Annotated in this window: 22 protein-coding genes; 12 read left to right on the plus strand and 10 right to left on the minus strand. The window is 33.5% G+C overall.

Annotated elements, in window-relative coordinates; translation table 11 throughout:
- Complete coding sequence (locus NADRNF5_RS02615; protein ID WP_048115432.1) at window positions 1–423, plus strand: hypothetical protein; 423 nt, start codon at window positions 1–3, stop codon at window positions 421–423.
- A 134-nt stretch (window positions 424–557) separates the two neighbouring features.
- Here the strand turns inward: NADRNF5_RS02615 and NADRNF5_RS02620 are convergent, their stop codons facing one another.
- A complete protein-coding gene (locus NADRNF5_RS02620) occupies window positions 558–860 on the minus strand; it encodes a hypothetical protein (protein ID WP_048115435.1) in 303 nt (100 codons plus the stop codon).
- Window positions 861–993: 133 nt separating this feature from the next.
- Between NADRNF5_RS02620 and NADRNF5_RS02625 the strand changes: the two genes are divergently transcribed.
- Both NADRNF5_RS02625 and NADRNF5_RS02630 read left to right on the plus strand, forming a co-directional pair.
- A complete protein-coding gene (locus NADRNF5_RS02625) occupies window positions 994–1,353 on the plus strand; it encodes a hypothetical protein (protein WP_048115438.1) in 360 nt (119 codons plus the stop codon).
- A 164-nt stretch (window positions 1,354–1,517) separates the two neighbouring features.
- Entirely contained in the window at window positions 1,518–2,351 is an 834-nt protein-coding gene (locus NADRNF5_RS02630; RefSeq protein ID WP_237089316.1) for a hypothetical protein, read from the plus strand.
- Between the two features lie 77 nt (window positions 2,352–2,428).
- On the opposite strand, the gene NADRNF5_RS02635 is transcribed toward NADRNF5_RS02630, so the two are convergent.
- On the minus strand, window positions 2,429–2,830 hold the full coding sequence (locus tag NADRNF5_RS02635) for a DUF302 domain-containing protein (RefSeq protein ID WP_237089317.1): 402 nt from the start codon (window positions 2,828–2,830) through the stop codon (window positions 2,429–2,431).
- 95 nt (window positions 2,831–2,925) lie between these two features.
- Between NADRNF5_RS02635 and NADRNF5_RS10645 the strand changes: the two genes are divergently transcribed.
- Window positions 2,926–3,669 carry a rhodanese-like domain-containing protein gene (locus NADRNF5_RS10645; RefSeq protein ID WP_052661859.1) on the plus strand — a complete coding sequence of 248 codons (744 nt, stop codon included), beginning with the start codon at window positions 2,926–2,928 and terminating at the stop codon, window positions 3,667–3,669.
- A gap of 63 nt (window positions 3,670–3,732) precedes the next feature.
- Window positions 3,733–4,083, plus strand: coding sequence for a winged helix-turn-helix domain-containing protein (locus NADRNF5_RS02645; RefSeq protein ID WP_048115443.1), 351 nt, complete (start codon window positions 3,733–3,735; stop codon window positions 4,081–4,083).
- Here NADRNF5_RS02645 and NADRNF5_RS10845 read toward each other — a convergent pair.
- Complete coding sequence (locus tag NADRNF5_RS10845) at window positions 4,074–4,283, minus strand: hypothetical protein (RefSeq protein WP_082051967.1); 210 nt, start codon at window positions 4,281–4,283, stop codon at window positions 4,074–4,076. The genes NADRNF5_RS02645 and NADRNF5_RS10845 overlap by 10 nt on opposite strands.
- Window positions 4,284–4,566: 283 nt before the next feature.
- Here NADRNF5_RS10845 and NADRNF5_RS02650 point away from each other — a divergent pair, with 283 nt between their 5' ends.
- The 3 genes from NADRNF5_RS02650 (at window position 4,567) to NADRNF5_RS02660 (ending at window position 7,670) form a co-directional block, all read left to right on the plus strand.
- Window positions 4,567–5,130, plus strand: coding sequence for a hypothetical protein (locus tag NADRNF5_RS02650; RefSeq protein ID WP_048115446.1), 564 nt, complete (start codon window positions 4,567–4,569; stop codon window positions 5,128–5,130).
- 120 nt (window positions 5,131–5,250) lie between these two features.
- The gene (gene speB / locus NADRNF5_RS02655) at window positions 5,251–6,102 is read left to right on the plus strand and encodes an agmatinase (protein WP_048115449.1); all 852 of its coding nucleotides are present in this window, start codon (window positions 5,251–5,253) and stop codon (window positions 6,100–6,102) included.
- Window positions 6,099–7,670: an aldehyde dehydrogenase family protein gene (locus NADRNF5_RS02660; RefSeq protein WP_048115452.1), complete on the plus strand. Its 1,572-nt coding sequence runs from the start codon at window positions 6,099–6,101 to the stop codon at window positions 7,668–7,670. Before speB ends, NADRNF5_RS02660 begins: the two co-directional genes overlap by 4 nt.
- Here the strand turns inward: NADRNF5_RS02660 and NADRNF5_RS02665 are convergent.
- Window positions 7,652–8,524 carry a proline dehydrogenase family protein gene (locus tag NADRNF5_RS02665; protein ID WP_237089318.1) on the minus strand — a complete coding sequence of 291 codons (873 nt, stop codon included), beginning with the start codon at window positions 8,522–8,524 and terminating at the stop codon, window positions 7,652–7,654. The two genes, NADRNF5_RS02660 and NADRNF5_RS02665, sit on opposite strands and share 19 nt — an antisense overlap.
- Window positions 8,525–8,742: 218 nt before the next feature.
- Between NADRNF5_RS02665 and NADRNF5_RS02670 the strand changes: the two genes are divergently transcribed.
- Window positions 8,743–9,291, plus strand: a complete 549-nt coding sequence (locus tag NADRNF5_RS02670; protein ID WP_237089319.1) for a hypothetical protein — start codon at window positions 8,743–8,745, stop codon at window positions 9,289–9,291.
- A gap of 130 nt (window positions 9,292–9,421) precedes the next feature.
- On the opposite strand, the gene NADRNF5_RS11075 is transcribed toward NADRNF5_RS02670, so the two are convergent.
- Window positions 9,422–9,595, minus strand: a complete 174-nt coding sequence (locus tag NADRNF5_RS11075) for a hypothetical protein (protein WP_160289374.1) — start codon at window positions 9,593–9,595, stop codon at window positions 9,422–9,424.
- A 705-nt stretch (window positions 9,596–10,300) separates the two neighbouring features.
- Here NADRNF5_RS11075 and NADRNF5_RS02675 point away from each other — a divergent pair.
- Window positions 10,301–10,798, plus strand: coding sequence for a hypothetical protein (locus tag NADRNF5_RS02675; protein WP_148313036.1), 498 nt, complete (start codon window positions 10,301–10,303; stop codon window positions 10,796–10,798).
- A gap of 535 nt (window positions 10,799–11,333) precedes the next feature.
- Here the strand turns inward: NADRNF5_RS02675 and NADRNF5_RS11275 are convergent.
- The 3 genes from NADRNF5_RS11275 to NADRNF5_RS02685 all read right to left on the minus strand — a co-directional run bounded on the left by NADRNF5_RS11275 (window position 11,334) and on the right by NADRNF5_RS02685 (window position 13,223).
- Window positions 11,334–11,483: a hypothetical protein gene (locus tag NADRNF5_RS11275; protein WP_192828349.1), complete on the minus strand. Its 150-nt coding sequence runs from the start codon at window positions 11,481–11,483 to the stop codon at window positions 11,334–11,336.
- A gap of 108 nt (window positions 11,484–11,591) precedes the next feature.
- Window positions 11,592–12,479, minus strand: a complete 888-nt coding sequence (locus NADRNF5_RS02680) for a hypothetical protein (RefSeq protein ID WP_160289375.1) — start codon at window positions 12,477–12,479, stop codon at window positions 11,592–11,594.
- Window positions 12,480–12,590: 111 nt separating this feature from the next.
- Complete coding sequence (locus tag NADRNF5_RS02685) at window positions 12,591–13,223, minus strand: hypothetical protein (protein WP_148313038.1); 633 nt, start codon at window positions 13,221–13,223, stop codon at window positions 12,591–12,593.
- Between the two features lie 174 nt (window positions 13,224–13,397).
- Here NADRNF5_RS02685 and NADRNF5_RS02690 point away from each other — a divergent pair, with 174 nt between their 5' ends.
- Window positions 13,398–14,801: a hypothetical protein gene (locus tag NADRNF5_RS02690; RefSeq protein ID WP_148313039.1), complete on the plus strand. Its 1,404-nt coding sequence runs from the start codon at window positions 13,398–13,400 to the stop codon at window positions 14,799–14,801.
- 80 nt (window positions 14,802–14,881) lie between these two features.
- On the opposite strand, the gene NADRNF5_RS02695 is transcribed toward NADRNF5_RS02690, so the two are convergent.
- Together NADRNF5_RS02695 and NADRNF5_RS02700 are read right to left on the minus strand one after the other, a co-directional pair.
- Window positions 14,882–15,253 (minus strand): hypothetical protein, encoded by a 372-nt coding sequence (locus NADRNF5_RS02695; protein WP_048115475.1) that lies wholly within the window; start codon window positions 15,251–15,253, stop codon window positions 14,882–14,884.
- Between the two features lie 12 nt (window positions 15,254–15,265).
- A complete protein-coding gene (locus tag NADRNF5_RS02700) occupies window positions 15,266–15,793 on the minus strand; it encodes a winged helix-turn-helix transcriptional regulator (protein WP_148313040.1) in 528 nt (175 codons plus the stop codon).
- A gap of 264 nt (window positions 15,794–16,057) precedes the next feature.
- On the opposite strand from NADRNF5_RS02700, the gene NADRNF5_RS02705 reads away from it, so the two are divergent.
- On the plus strand, window positions 16,058–17,539 hold the full coding sequence (locus NADRNF5_RS02705) for a thrombospondin type 3 repeat-containing protein (protein WP_048115481.1): 1,482 nt from the start codon (window positions 16,058–16,060) through the stop codon (window positions 17,537–17,539).
- The last annotated feature ends 53 nt before the right edge of the window (window positions 17,540–17,592 follow it).

Here is a 17,592-nt window from a genome sequence, read left to right on the forward strand (position 1 = left end):
ATGAGTAAAATAGAAAACACAAGCAATCACAAAGATGTCTATTCTATATGGAGTGATAGTGTTGACAGCTTCTATTCAAATATAGAAAAGTCAATCCCACAATTCCACCAAGCAGCTACTAATCTGCTCCAAGAATATGTGCAAGCATGGAATAATGCTTCATCATCAATTATTGATATTCAAAGAGAATTTGCAACAAAAACAGGAATTAAATCCAATCTCCCAGAATCATCAATTAGTATGATAAATGACTCTACAGAAAAGATAAACCGTTCATTTAATGTTCAAAGTAAGATGTCAATTGCATCAATTGATGCAACCAAGCATAATATCCATACATGGAATGAAAATTCAAAGTCTTTTGTTAACATAAACAAAAGTATAATGGATTCATTGGTATTGCCATTTAATCCAAAAATATAATGGAGATAACATCTCCATTTTATTTATTCAAAATATTTTGTTTTGAATAATACCATCTTTTCTAAAGATACAAAAATTATTACTGTGGCAAAAAACTTTGGAAATTAAGAATAAAAAAAGAAAATTTAAAAAAATTAATTGGTTGGATTCATCAAAGCAGCACGCTCTTTTGTTTTTTGATCAACTAGTGCCTGAACATATTTTCCTGGCTCTGCATTACAATCACCGATGTTTACTGCAAATCCGTCCATAGTTTCACCAATACAACCATTTTCAGTAACTGCGATTACTTTAACCATCTCCATATTGTGCTCTGGTGAGGTGTAGAACATCAAATATGCAAAAAGAAGACCAGCTCCTAATGCAATAACTCCTGCAACAATCATAGTGTTGGCTCTACCTGATTTTTTATCTGATTTGTTATTCACTGCAGACATGATACCACTACTGCTAAATAAGTAATAAAGAAATTAGACATTTTCCAAAGGTAATTTCCAAATGTGAAAACTGTACATGGAAATTGTTTCTGTGTGTTATATCTTGGTTTCACACTATATCAAGTGAAGAAAAATGTACAATCAAAAGCAAAACGAAGGTAAAGTATCGCGACGCGTGCTTTTATCTGCACTGATTGCAGGACTTGCAGTCGTTGTAATCTTCACAGTGACTCCTTGGAACTACATTCCTACAGAGATTACTGAAGACGTAACTGTGATAGCAACAACCGAATACGGCTGTGTTGGAGAATCACAATTTGGACTAAACGTGGTCGTGCCTGATTGTAGTGCACAAGTCGGCGATACTGTGTCTGCCACATTTAATGTTCCTTCGGGACTGTTAAACGGATATTGGGAAGAGCTTGAAAAAAGACAAAATCCGATGGTAGATGAATGGGATAAAGACGTTAGTGGAACAGGTCTTTCCCCATAATTTTTTTATTTTTGCAACAAAATATCTTAAATAACTAAAATTGTAATGATATTTTTAAAATTATTCAAAAAATAACTTGAAAACTTGTATTAAAACTATCAGTATGATTTAATCTAATAATTTCTACGAATCCCTCTTAAGCAATTTTTTCATTTTTCTGTTCAATGACTAAACTACTCTATGCATCAATCATTGCTTCAGTAATTGTTATGTCTGTTTTTAGTACCAATGCCTTTGCCCAGTCCGAATTTAAAAAAATTGAAGGCGACGAACTACTAAATCCTATTTCACAAGATATTCTTGCAAAAATAGAATTTTCAAAGAAACAATTCCAGCAAGCAAAAGAAACTGAAAACAAGCGTACTGCACAACAAAAACTCATCGACGAGCAACGAAAGATTTCCCAAGAATCTCTAAAACAAGAAATTAAAAGAATGGAAAAGTCCTATGAAGAATTTACTCCTAGAAACGCATTTGCAAAGTATGTTTCAAATCTAAATGCAACAAATCATGGGATATTCTGGGATCAATTTGATTATCTTCAAGTCAAAGTATCTCTAGCAAGGGATGCAAGGGACTCTGTTCTAAAACAGGGAGGAACATTTTCTGATGCCATGAAGCAATATGTTCAATTTGCCAAGATGCCAAAAATTGAAATGCAAAATATTGTGCGTGAACTTAACATAAAACACAACCTTGCACAAGAAGACATTCAATCCAATTTTGACATGAACGGGAAATTACCTCGATATGAAAATGATCTCGCAGCTCCATGCTATGGTTGTACTGCAAAAATATCCAAAGTCCAAGTTGATTCAAACCAATCAGTTCCTATATCTAGAACTGTGCTTGAACCAAAACCTCTACAGATAACTGATCTCAAAGAATCCCTTTCAGATCTACAAAAAGAATTCCTAGAGTCAAGAAATATCATAGAACAGAAAAAAATGGTATTTGAGATGAATGAAATCATAAAACAAATTCAAGATCTCAAATAATTTTTTTATTTTAATATTAAAATCTAAACTACTCGATGCTTCTTCTCATCTGTTTTAACAAATGATAATTTGACTGATTATTTTGTATTTTCTATGACTTTGATTAGACCATCTTCGATATCTTCACCTGAAATCTTGAGATTTTCATCTGATGCCATTGAAAGTAAGGATGTAGGCCTTGCCAAACTGATGAAATTCTCATTATTTTTTTGATAAACAGCAATAGTACATGGTAGCAATAACCCAAGATCTGGATTGGCCTCTAACACTTGTTTTGCAAGATGGGGATTACATACTTCCATTAGTTTGTATTCATCTGTAAACTCTAGTCCTTTTTCTGATAGAATTTTTTTAAAATCAAGCGTTTCTAAAACACCAAACCCAATCTCTTTGAGATTTTCAGAAAGATCAGTGATGGTATTGTCAATACTTTTTTTGGTTTTGACTGTATGTGTGAAATTCATATTACTATTTTTCATTTTGATCTTATATAGACAAATACGATTTCCACACTTGAAAGTTATTTCTGGAAAATGTATTTTACTATAATAATAATATCTACAGAAATAGTTTCATGAATCAAAAACACATTGGAATTATAGTGTCCATAATAATTGGAATTACTATTATTGGTACAGTTGTTCTAGACCAAAATTCAACTCCTGACAGTCTTGAAAAATTTGCGGTAACTTCTGAAACATTGAACGTATTGCTTGAAAACAAAGAACATGTTTTAGTTGTAGATATCAGAACTACTGATGAATATCAATCAGGACATTTGTTTGGTGCATCTCATGATGTTCTGGACTCTTCAACTCTTGAAAAAAGAGTTACCACAATTCAAAATAGGTTACCTGATGTAGTCTCCAGATATAATTTTGTCTTGATTGACAATGACGGTTCTGATGCAAAAAAAGCAGCTCAAACCATGACTGAGATGGGGATTCAGACATTCTATCTTGATGGGGGAATGAATAATTTATCTGACAATCTTGTTTTTAGCTCTCAAACTGTGATTGATTCAGAAGAATTGGCATCAAAACTCGCATCTGATGAAGATTTGTATTTGTTGGATGTTAGACAACCTGATGAATTGCTGGAATCTAAAATTGATGGTGCAGTAAACATCCCTCTGGCTGACATATTCAAACCAAACGGAATGGATTCTATTCCTACTGATAAACCAGTAGTGGTAATTTGCGGTTCTGGAAATAGGGCAACAATAGCCACCTATGCACTGGCACAAGAAGGCATTGATTTTCAAGTTCTAAAAGGCGGAATGAAAGCATGGAACTCCCAAGTTCAATCGGAAATGTAGCCTTGCTGAACTTTTCATTTTTTAAATCAAGATTATATTGTATGATGTAGAGAAAATCAGTATATGGCTGATTTTAAAATTTTAGGAAGAGACTCTGATTTAAGAAAAGCAATTCTAAAAGCTCTATCAGATGAATACTCTAGGACTATAATGAATTTCACTATAGAGCAACCAAAATCTGTGGTGGAGATTGTAAAAGGATGTGACATTCCAATGACTACTGCATACAGACGTGTAAATGAACTTGAAGAGAATAAAATTCTCAAAGTTACAGGCTCTGTTGTTACTGATGATGGCAAAAAATATTTTTTGTATCAAAATAGACTAAAGTCCATCTATGTTATATTTGGTTTAGAAGAATTAGATGTACAAATTGTAGAGAATGATGGCATGGGAATCAGTGCTTATTGGTAGTTTGTTTTGTATTTTAGTTTTGAAAGTTTGTCCCTAGCTTTTGTTCTTAGTATAGTATGACAACATGGACATCTTGTTTCATTATACACCATGAAAATTCCACAAAAACTACATCGTTTCTGACCTTCCTGATATTTGAATTGCATTGAAACTCCACTGCTTTTGTATTTATGACAAACACCTCTACATATTGCTGGCATTCTTACTCAAACCTCAACAAAGACCCGCAACACTTACAGATTATTCCGAATTGGTTTGATACTATTTTCTGACTCTCGCACACAAGACATCTTCTTGATAGTTTTGCATAGAATCCAAAATTTTTTGCAAAATTTGGATCTTCTAATTGTAATTTCATAATAATATTTCTGTTTTAAGATATAATACAAAAGTAGACAATTTCCGATAACGATTTCCAATTTTGAAAGTCAGATGAGAAAATTATATTTTCAAGTTATAACAAAATGCTGTTTTTTTTAATTAATGAACATAAGTAAAGGAATATTGATTGGAATTGTAGCTGGTGTTCTTACTTCTGGAGCACTTGCTCTATCCTATGATTCCTCACAAGCAGATGCGATGCCTGGTATGAGTATGGGCAGTTCTAGTAGTTCAGGAGGTATGAGTCCTGGTTCGAGCTCTAGCTCTAGTATGGATGGAATGATGGGAGGTGGTCCAAGTAGACATGGTGTCTTCTATGGTCCCGGAACTATACACCAGCAATGTCATATGGGTGGTGATATGCTTCCACGTTACTGTGAACCATACTACAAAGCAATGTCATCCGTAGTTGGAGTAAAAGTGTCCAATGTAGATCCTGTTGACGAAAAAACTCTTCGAGTTACACTCAAAGAACTTAGTGTAGCAAATTCTGGCGTCAATCAGAAGATCTCAATTTCTGCAGGTGCAGGTGATTTGGTAGGCACTGCTGTAATTGGTAGTGGTTGGTCGGGAACTACAACTGTGGATATTCCCTTGAAAGGAATGGGCCACATCTATAATCATGGAAGCATGCACGTCCACATATTTCCTGTAACTAACGGATAAGGGAAATAATTTTTTATTTTTTAATACATCTTTTTTCTATCTTGAAAATAATTCGAATCCATAAATCGTACATTTTACAATGTTTTAAAAATACAAATTCTATGAATTCATAGACTAGATATGGAAAAAATTTGTTGGGCTAACACAGAAAATTTCAATGATGCAGAATTTATTATAGTTGGAATTCCTGATGAATCTCAATCTCATGCTTTAAGAAAAGGAACTGAAGAAGCTCCACTTAAAATTCGTGAAATATCCAATTTACGTGATTCATTTGAAAGAAATGGAAAAATCTCAATTGGTAGACCCCTGAAAGGAACCAAAAAAAGGGTACATGATCTTGGAAACATATCCCGAAACCAGATAAAAGAAACATTTGAAAAAATTGTTCATTCCTCAAAGATTCCAATCTCGATTGGAGGTGATCATTCCATAACTACAGAAATTATTAAAACTATTTCAAACAAAAATGAGAAAATATCCCTTGTTTATTTTGATGCACATCCTGACTTTGTTAGCTCACACAGAAACTATTACGGTTCTGTAATTACTGATGTTCTTTCACATATTGAAATAGAGTCTAGTCTTCAAATAGGAATACGTACTCCTGAAGAAGAGGAATTGGAGAATCTCAACAAATACCATCTTGATGTAATCACACCTTTTGATATTCAAAAGAACGGAATAGAAGATATTGCAAACTCTATTCTAAATAAATTGGGCAAAAATGTCTATGTCTCTTTTGATATGGATTGTATAGACCCTTCATTTGCACCTGGTGTATCAGTTCCTGTACCTTTGGGTCTGAGCAGCACTGATTGCGTCTATTTATTGCAAAGAATTGCTGAAAAAGGAATAATTGGGATGGACATTATGGAAGTATGTCCAAGTTTTGATGTTAAAGACAGAACTTCTCATTTAGCATCTAGGATAATATCTGAAGTACTTTATTCCTCAGGAGAATCATCTTGACTGAATTTGAAAATGAATTTACGTGGGGAAGAGCAATCTCACAAAACACCACAGATGAATTTCATGAAAAATTTGAAAAAGCGGTTGATGATGCAAAAAAAGAATTTGGTAAAAAATATCCGTTGATAATTAATGGCCAAGAAATCTATTCTGATGAAACTTTTTTTGTAACCTCCCCTTCAGATTCACAAATTACTATCGGTGAATTTTCAAAAGCAACAATCTCTGATACAAATGATGCAATATCTAGTGCAAAAAATGCATTTGAAATATGGAGCAATACATCATATCTAAAACGAGCTGAAATTTTTAGAGAATGTGCTGATTATTTTTCCTCAAGAAAATTCTTTTTGACTGCAATAATGACTTTTGAAAACGGTAAGAATCGTTTTGAGGCAATGGGGGATGTTGATGAGGCGATAGATTTTATGAGATTTTATGCCTTTCAGCTAGAAAAAAACAAAGGATTTTACAAACAAACTTCTCATCCAAACCCTCGTGAAAAAACTCAGACTATAATGAAACCATATGGTGTATGGGGTATTATTGCTCCGTTTAATTTTCCTTCAGCGATTGCAATAGGGATGACTACTGGTGCATTGATTACTGGAAATACTGCTGTTTTAAAACCTGCAAGTACTGCTCCGTTATCATCTTTTTATTTTGTAAATTTTTTGTTCTCAAAAATTCCTAATGGTGCAATTAATTTTGTTACGGGTTCAGGTAGTACTCTAGGAAAAACTTTGATTGAAAGTAAAGATGTTGATGGAATAGCATTTACAGGTTCAAGAGAAGTCGGAATGCAAGGTTTCCAAGAGTTCACCAAAACCACTACAAAGCCTTTCATTTCTGAAATGGGCGGAAAAAATCCGGCAATTGTAACCAAAAATGCCGATTTGGATAAGGCATCTGAAGGAGTAATGAATGCGGCTTTTGGATTTGGTGGACAAAAATGCAGTGCATGCTCTAGGGTTTATGTTCACAATGATGTCGCTGATCAATTCATTTCAAAGATAGTTGAGAAAACAAAGAAACTAAGAATAGGGATGCCTTGGCAAAAGGATGTGTTTTTGGGTCCTGTAATTAATAATGATGCCAAAATAAAATTTGAAAATGCAGTAAATCTTGCAAAGCAAGACGGAGAGATTCTTACAGGTGGAATAGTTCTTAATTCATCCGAACTTGAGAAGGGATATTTTGTGGAACCAACAATAGTTACAAAATTACCTGAAGACCATAAACTTGTCAAAGAGGAATTATTCTTACCCTTTCTATGCATTCAAAGATATGATACACTTGATGATGCAATCAAGCTTGCAAATCAAACAGAATATGGATTAACTGCAGGAATTTTTAGCAATGATGAAAAACAATTAGAAGAGTTTTTCTCAAAAATTCAGGCAGGTGTTGTGTATGCAAATCGTTTTGCAAGTGCAACAACTGCAGCATTAGTCTCTAGTCAACCATTTGTGGGATGGAAAAATTCCGGATCTACTGGAAAAGGAGCTGGTGGTGAAAATTATTTACAGCAATTCATGCGCAGTCAAACTCAAACCCGCTGTGATTGAATCAATGAACTTCCAAGTAGCAAAATATTTCTTTTTCTTTCTTTGATCCTTCTAATTGAATATGGTAACCAATTAACTCCATATGGAATATAATCTGATACAACAAATTTCTTTTTGATTAGTTTTGGTTTGAGTTCATCTCTTATTCCTTTTAGCATTTGAAATTCAAATTTCTTTGGATATTTTTTTGACAAATTTTCTGCCTTTTTTATTATTTTTCCATCATGTGATGCTATTCCAAACTCATTTCCTTTCTTGAATAATATCTTCATTAGTTTTACAAAATTTTTATCCACATCTTCTTTTGATTTGAAGGATATGCTTGCTTTTTCTCTGTATGCTCCTTTTACTAGACGAATTTTTGCCCCAATTCGTAGCAAATCAATCAGATCATCCTCTGTTCTTTTGAGATTTGCTTGTAATGCAATTCCTAGTCGCTCATACTTTGAAAAAAATTTATTGTAAATCTCTATAGTCTCATCTGTATGCTCTGAGGATTCCATGTCAAGCCAGACAAAAACATGGGCATTTCGTGCATTTAGAATAATTTTTTCAAAATTTCGGTAACACTCTTTCTGACTTATTGAAAGACCTATCTGTGTAGGTTTGACTGATACAGCTCCGCGAATTTTCCATTTTCTAAAGGAATTGATGATTTTTTGATATTCATTAACTGTTGTAGTGATCTGTTTCTTTGAAGTGTGATATTCACCTAGTTTGTTTACAATTGCATGCCTTCCTGATTGATATGCATTTTTTGCAGATGTTAGAGCGTCATCTATTGTGTTGCCTGCAATCCATTGTTTTGCTATTTTAAACAAAACCTTTTCCATCAACTGAGTTCCTGATACCACAGTAAGTATTGACTAGCGATAATTATATGATTTTAGATTAATCCCTGACAGATTATGATAAGAAATATTTTGATGAGAAAGGAAAATTAAATTAGTTTAGAACTACAAACCAATCAGATTTGGTTCAGATTCATTTTGTTGAGGTTGATAGTTTTCTGGATTTTGCGCGATTTGTTTGCGCATTCAGAGAATACCCTTTGAGGGTATATGCTCATAAATTGAATAATAAGATGATTCTATCTTGCAGGTTGGTTCTGTCAAATTCTATTCTTGCATTTTACACTGATTATGAAAATGGAAGGTATATAGAATATGATCCAAAAGGAGGGAAAGAAACTGCAAGAGTTGTCAATTCTATAGACTCATCTTCTCAATATGCTCCGATAATTCATTTGGATTCACTACCTTTTCCATTAAAATCCTACAAAAAAATCTCAAACAAATTCAAAACTTCCAAAGTACTGGATTTAGGAAATTTAGCTAGATTGACATATGATCCTGAATGGCCTGACGATCCAAAGGTTACTCTATTGTGTTTTCCACATAGAAAAAAATGGATTATTGGTTACATGTCGATGATAGAATTAGTTGAAACTGTTTATTGTTTTTATTATGTAGAGTTGGACACAGAACCTGACAAAGCATTCATAAAATATTCAGGACATAAGGGAGTTCCGGCACAATTTACCGACATATTTCAACACGGATTTCCATATCTTCCTGTAGTTAAATTGAAAAAAGAACACCCAATTTTTGGATTAAAGTGAATTTTCTAAATCAAACAAACTTGATATGTTTATTTTTCTCAAATCATCATAAGTGGAATTTAGAAATTAAAATCCAGACTTTTGAACATTTGTGAATTGAATTTTTAACGAAATAATGCTGGTGTAAAATTTAATCTTCTTTGGGAACATAGTTCTTACATGAGCATTTAGTGCATACTATTTTTGATTGTAATTTTCCACTTGGCATTGATGTACCTGGTAAGAAATCCCCAGTACCAATGCGACCCAACGCAAGATGATGATCCTCTTTTGAATGCAGACAATTTTTACAATCGTCGTTCATTTCTCTCCTCTAACAAAGTCATTTCATAAATATTATGACTTGACTTGGATTTAAAGTGGTGAATCCCCGTGATGTGGAATCTAAATTGGGGGCCTTGAAATACACTTACAAGTCACCCCGAATATCTATGAAAGTTAGTTCAGTTCTCTAAACTCCATTGCGTTATCTAATTAAAAACATCTTTGAGTATAATTTCTACATCATGGTTAAATACAAATTTTGCATAATGTTACTATGCCCCAATCTATTACAAAAAAGATATTTCAAATCATTCAAAGCAAGTGGAACCAATTGGATGAACCTGATCAAGAATGGATTGAATTAGAAAAATAGTGGTTGAAAATCTGACTAGGATTTTGTTTTAAAATACATGCTAAAATAAACTACATTTGGATTGTATCTTCAAGCCTTGAAGAAGATGTTTTGAGAAAAAGAAAATTGGAGGACTGCTAATCCTCGTCTTCATAGTCTGATTCATCATCTATGTCATCATTATAGTCATCGTATTGATAACTCATAGCAAATGTGGGTTGGAATTCTTGAATTTAAACAAGATGAATGATTCATTCGTGTTGCTTTTTTATAATTTGAAATGTACAAATTATGATAGATAGGTTGGAGGCTATTCCCAGACCGTTTACCTCACACCATCTATTTACAAAAGATACGAATTACTTATGAACATCATGAATTTAGCTTGAATGATTGAAAACTAGTCTTTTGATAATCATCGTAAGTGCAATAATTGCATCATCGATTGTTTTTGTTGCAATTTGGTATAGCATTCCAGAAGAATGCAACGAGGAATGTGAAATTAAACCCAGAAGTATATTGGCAGGGATAAGTGGACTTGGAACTATTGATCCGTTTAAGAGACCCTCTGAGATTAAACCATCATATGATCCCTACGTGGTAGAGATACCTTTTGATCAAACTATTCGATATGAAAATCTTGAATTATACTTTTACGATACTGAAGACAGTAGATGTCCCATGGATGTTACTTGCATCTGGGAAGGACAAGTAACTGCAATGATTCATGTGAAAAACCAAACTCACAAAATATCGGGGTATTTTACTCCAAACCACACAATGAATTACATTTCTCCATACAATATCACTCTGGTGGATATTAGACCATATCCGGTTAGCACAGAAAAACCAAATTATGTTGTAACCTTGGAGATAAAAAAATTAGAATGACTAATTGTTATTCTTGACTGCAAAAATACAAGATTCAAAAATTAACTCTCGCTAGGGGAATTATTTGATTGATTCGATTCCCTATCTGTTATTTTGATATGTGGAAAAATTCTTTTACTGGTACCAAAAATTTTTACTGTGTCATTTTTTCGGTAGCGAGTGTTTTGTCTTTCAAATGAGTTTTTTCATGATCCAACACATTTTGAAAATTACCTTCCCATGAATCCCACCTGAAATTACAAAGTTTGCATCTATATGCCATTTATTTTTTCATATTTCCTGTTTTCTTGTTCTCATCTTGGGATACGTTTATGTCATAAGAATTTTTTTCTTGTTTCCATTTTAGTTTTGAAAATAAATTTTTTAACATGATTAAATAATGCTGATCATAGTAATGAACAATGATCTAGTTGACTATAACCTGCTTGAACACAACTTGATCTTTGATGACTGTATTACCCTATCATGAAGTTTCCAACAACAATAGAACAAGAACTATTCAAAAATGAAATGTCAAAATAAAAGAGTAGAGTTGCTAGCCGATTAACCCACTAGCAACAATGTAAGCCCCTGCACCCATTCCAATCATTACTCCGATTCCCATACAAATGAGATCAAACTTTACGACTTTCTTGAATGGTGCATGAACCATTTTATCCCAGTTTGAGATTTGTTGTGTTTTCATAATGTCATTACGTTACTGTTGATGATAACTCAGAGTAAGCTTACTAGCTTACTTGTAATGTTGGTAGATCCATTATATGTGAAAAAAAACAAAATTTGTTCTCAAATGTTAGTCTTCTCTAGGAAGTTTTCCATTCTCATCAAACATATTTTGGACATCTAATGTAGAATTTCCATATTTCACGCTCAGATTCTTATTGACATCCATGATTTCTTTTTGCGTTACAGCAGCTTCTTGCTGAAAGATTTTCATGGCTTCAAATGACGATTTTCCATCTTTGAGTGCCTCTTCTTTGGCATCATGTGCCTGCTGAGAAATCTTCTCTGTAAACAAGAATTGTTGCCAGAATATTGCTCTGACTGAACTGTCTACTTCCTGTATGAATCTGTAGAAAACATTTCTAGGGCTGTTAGGTTCGTTTCTCTTTTCGGATTCTTTCAGGTCGTTTTGCAGGTCTTCTTTGGCAAGCTGCCTGCCTTTTTCAATTTCTTGTCTTTCTTTGCTGTCTTTTTCTCTTTTTATTTCGTCTTTCTTTTGTTTTTCAATCTCTTGTAGCATCTTTGAAAAAGGATCCAACTCTATTTTTTTCTCTGATATTTTTGGAGTTTTTGTAACTGGCTCTTGAATCTTCTTTGCTTTACTTTCTGTTACTTTGTATGTGATTTCTGCACTTGTGTATCTGTTATCTTTTTTCGCATAGACTACGATGTCATACTCTCCAATTTCTACAGGAATTGGAGATGTTACTGAAAACTGACCTGTTGAATTAGTTGAGGTCTTGATGATTCCAGAAGGAAAGTATATGCTAATCAAAACCTTGGAAACAGGTTCCTCATCCAAAGTTATTGTTTTTCCATGTATCATTGAATGCTGACCTTCTTCATACTCTGATAGACTATTGATACTAAGCATGAAATCTTCTACTGCCCATGCAGGGTTTGCAAGAAAAAGTCCCATCATACATGATAGTAGTACTATGGAAGTTATTTTGTACATGCAATTGATTTGAAAAAATAAAGATAATTCACAGTATTCAAAAAAATGATCAATGGATTTGAAATTTCTAGAGTCAGATCGATAACTGTATTAGAAAAAAATAGAGATTAGTTAATCATACCTTGGAAGTTTTCCATATTTGTCAAAGGTAGATTGAACTGAATCATCTGCTAATCCATGCTTGATGTTGAGGTCTTTGGTAATGTCTATTAGTTGCACTCTTTTTACGGCACCTGCATTGTGATATGCCTCTCTTGCTTCTTGAAGAGAACCTCCATTATCTAAGACATTTTTCATTGCTTTTCGTGCATCAGAGACCTTTTGTTGCTGAAAATTGAACATATCCCAGTACACTAACTGAGTTTCAGCGGGTTTTGAGGCTACAAAACTGGTAAAGGATGCCTTTGGTGTGTGATCTTTGTATTTGTCAGTCATTCTGTCAAGTTCTTTGTTTAGTTCCTGCTTTGCAACAGCTCTTTGTTGATCAATGAATTTTTTGTGTTCTTGTTGTTTTTTATTTTCATCTTTGATTTCAGCCATTTGCTTTTTCATTATCTCTATCTTTTCAAGTATTGACTTTGCAAAAGGATCCTTGTTAATTTGTTCAGCGTTTCTTACTGTAAAATCATTATCTTGCATTGTTTGTGCAAATGCTTGAACAGATTCATTTACTGAAACAGTTGATAATAACATGATTCCAAACATCACGCTATAGATTACATGTTTTGAATTATTCCTAGTCATTGAACATGATTTTTTGTTTTTTTATTTACTGATTATGAACAATACAATCGGAATCTTAATCTACAACAAAATTAATTACGTGCAGTTCAAATTCAATCTTGTATCATAAAATTCTAAATACATGTGTATCTTTGTGTAAAAGGGTTTTAATTATAAAAAAACTTGTTAAGACCTGTGAATCGAATTTTACTTTTTTTAGTGTTGCTTACTAATCTGGTTTCTTCTACTGCGATGGGAGATATAGATTCTCCAAGAAAACAAATGGCAAATGGGGTACCTTCAGAAGATGTAATATGCAAAAATGGACTACAGTTAATGATCAGAAGTAATGGTGATGCAATATGTGTAAAATCATCTTCTATAGAAAAATGGGTTAACTCGCAAAGGGCAGAAATTGTAGATTTCTCTCTTCGAGACTCAAAAAATAACGATACCTCATCAGATAAAGGGCAAGTAGAAACTGACATTTTCCCAGAAAAAATCCTTGTCCAATCTGCACGTGATTCGTATGTTTTAGGCTCTACAATGACTTTTACGGGAGAATCCGAGCCAAACACAAGTCTTGAAGTTGAACTAGAAGATTCTGATGGGAATAAGGTTTACACAGATATTTTAGAGATTGATGATTCAGGAATAGTACAATTTGAAATAAAAACTGATGATTCTTTTACTCATGGGGCATATTTTTTGATTTTAAAACATGGAGATGACTCTGAAATAGTACCTGTACAAATTGGAGAATCAGCAGGGGATATTGCAGCTGTAATTGAAAAATTCCACTTTGATTACAACTCAAACGCTTCAATTGAAATTTTTGGACCCCTTTCAGCAAAAATCTCATTGACAGTTTATGACTCTCGTGACAATGTACGTTTTGAGGACAAAGTACAGCTTGACAAAAAAGGTCATGCTGAATATTTGCTAGACCTTTCAGGTTACAAAAGAGGAAATTACTATTTAGTGCTAAACTATGCTTCTGAAGAAACAATTGAGGAGTTCACAGTCGGGTTAAGTAAAGGAATTACTCCTATTGATATCAAAATAGATGATAATTATTACAAAATTGGAGAGACAGTTCTTCTCAGCGGAAAGTCTTCAGACAATACCAAGATTCTGATAGAATTAATCGATCCTACTGGAGAAGTCATTGATAAAATTGAATATTACACTGACAATGATGGTAAATTTACATATCCATTAGAGCTATCTCTTGGAAAGCAAAATGGGTTATGGACAGTCAAAGTTAGTAATGCTGAAAGAATTTCTGAATTGACATTTGAGGTGGTAGGAAAAGAAAAAATTCTAACGGTACAACTTGACAAAGAAGAACCATATAGACATGGAGAGTTTGTAACTATTTCAGGAACAGGCATAGATTCAGAGTTTCAATCTGTAATTCAGATAACATCTACTGATGCGTTTTTCGAATTAATACCAGAGGTAACAAATGAGGGTACTTTTTCTGAAGTATGGCAGATTCCAGAAAACTTGGCACCTGGAACTTATACTGTATTAGTTAAGGATGATACCGAAGATGTTACAACCAACTTTCAAGTCATATACAAAACAGAATCATAAAGTTTGAAATCAGATAATACTTTGATCTGTTCAAAAAAAAGTTTCACACTATAACTAATTAAAACTAAACAACATCATTTCTATACATGATTTTTCTTTTTTCTCATAATCCCAAAAAAGAAACAAATCAGGATGCCTAACATGATTACTGATAAAAACAAATCAAAAGAATCGTCATCAAATGTAAATAATTCTTGTATTGCTTCAGTTGTAAGATATATGGTAAACAATGAAAAAGCTAATGCGATGTATTTTAATTGAGAGACCCCAGTTTTCCTATACGCAGAAACTGCCATGATTGTTAAAAATATTGATAGTCCTGCAATGGCAACAGTTACAGATCCTGCAATAATATCATCTTGAGTTACAATGTCGGCTGGATCATCAAATGGATTAAGGTAATCAAGCTGTAGAAAAATATTTGATATTACCGATAGATATGATTCAAACATTCTATATCTTTGTTATTCCTGTTCAAATGCTGAAAAGACATCTACCATGTTGTTAATCATAGAGTTCCATGTGGTTGATTTGCATTTCCTTAGATTCTCTAGAACGTTTTTTCTGCTGGTGAGATGATATAGGGTATATTTTCCAGAATACTCTGACTCTACAATGTTTAATTCCAATAATCTTTTCATGTGCCAACTAACAGTTGAAGATGATAACCCGACTCTTTTTGCTATGTCTTGATGCGTAGATGGCTCATGTTGAAGTAAACACAAAATGATACTTCGTGGGGATTCTAAATTAAATACGGAAAGTACTTTATCGCTTGATTCGTCAATGTGGTAATAATTTTTGTAAAACTTTGTTTTGACTGATTTGATTTTTCCTTCCTTTTCAAGAACATTAAGATGGTATTGAACTGTACCCATTGAGAATCCTAGATTATTCTTAATTTTTCTTAGATGGGAACTAGGATTGTTAATTATAAAATCTAAGATCTGCATCTGTGGGGATTCTAGCATTTTCTTACGATCTCTACTCACAAAATCAAGAATTTAACCTATTCTACAAACAATTACAGTTTTTTGACAAATTTTGTTTTCTCAGATCTAGACTTGTATCATAGAATGTTTTAGGCAGTTGCTAGAAACCCTAGTGGCAGGTAGGTTTATCATGACTGTTAGACTGCTTGGTTCATCGATACTTGCCTATTTTTTTAGATTGATGTGAAAAATTACTCATGAAAATAATTTCAAATTCAATCTTGTATCACAAACAAAGTATATTCAAATCCCAAAAAAGAACAATTGGCAGTTCGTAGATTCTTCGTCATTCCTATTGCCATCGTAATTAGTTTGTCCTTTACTTTCTTCTTGTTAAATTCTGATGGTATGTCTGATGCAAATCTGCTTGGCTTTGATATGGACAAAGACGGAGTGCCTGATTCTTTTGATAACTGTCCAAGAAATACCAATTTTGATCAGACAGACTTTGATTCAGACAAATTGGGAGATGAATGTGATATTGATGATGATAATGACGGGCTTTCTGATTCACTTGATCAGTTCGACACAGATCCTGAAGACTGGGCAGACTTTGACTTTGACGGGATAGGATCATTCAAAGACACCGATGATGATAATGACGGGATTTTGGATGTGGTGGACTCTAGTCCTTTGCCCATTTCAGAAAGCTTGGCAACAAAATACCTCCATGACATACGTGTATGTGCTGACATGGATGAAGGTACATCGCGTCTTGTGTGCTATTCTGCGTTTTTTGGCAAGATTGCAGAAAACGAGGAAAATAATTCCGATGCACTAGAACTCTCAATTGCGTTATCTAAGATTGGAACGATTGATGACTGCCATTTTGTTTCTCATGAAGTAGGGCATGTTGCATACGCTGAGAATCCAAATGTAATTGACAATCTCATTGGAATGGATGGGACAATGTGCAGGGGTGGATATTTTCATGGTGTTTTAGCTGCGTATTTTCATGAAGTTCAAGAAAACAACAAAAAACTTCCCTCTGATTACAAATCAATATGTGATGATTTGATAGGTTCTTCAAACTATCAAGACTGTGTGCATGGATTGGGACACGGGTTGGTGCATTTTTTTGGTGAAGATCTAAACTCTTCTTTGGATATGTGTCATGAAATGTCCTTTTATCAGGACAGGCTGTGTGTCAAAGGCGTGATGATGCAGTATACTGATAATGTTCTGACCCGACAAGGAATGAATCAAAATACGCTTTCAACTTTGTGTGATGAATCAGAATTGAGCTCTGTTGATTTTATGGAATGCAGCATGTCAGTTGGAACAACTCTTTCATTTTTTACCAATCATGATGTGGAAGGAGGTACGGAATTTTGCAAATTAATCAAACATGAGCAATCTCAAAATTATTGTCTTGAAGGGTTGAATCTGGAGATTCGGGATTCAGAAAAATATGAAACAGATCCTTTGACACTAGATGAAAGAGAAAAATTCCAACCACAATTTGTAGAAGGAACATCCAAAGTAATTGACATTCAAAGTCCTGCAGTTGTCTCTGATTTTCACTTTATCTCTGAGGCAGGATTCATCTCATTTGTAATTGATCGGCCACACTATGTGGTAATGTATATTCCAAATGAGTATGTGACTTCGAAAATGGTAGTGACAGTTGGGGGAGAGATTCCTGATGATCTAGATGCCAAGAGAAATGTTTTGGGAGAAGATATCTCCATGATAAGATTTGTCTCTGAGAATTCAGGATTGGTAATGATTACGCCACTGCCCTGACAATAAAGGGGAAAAATTATTTTTTGAAAAATATTATTGAAATAAAAATAATA

It is taken from the genome of Nitrosopumilus adriaticus (genome assembly GCF_000956175.1).
GTDB lineage: Archaea > Thermoproteota > Nitrososphaeria > Nitrososphaerales > Nitrosopumilaceae > Nitrosopumilus > Nitrosopumilus adriaticus.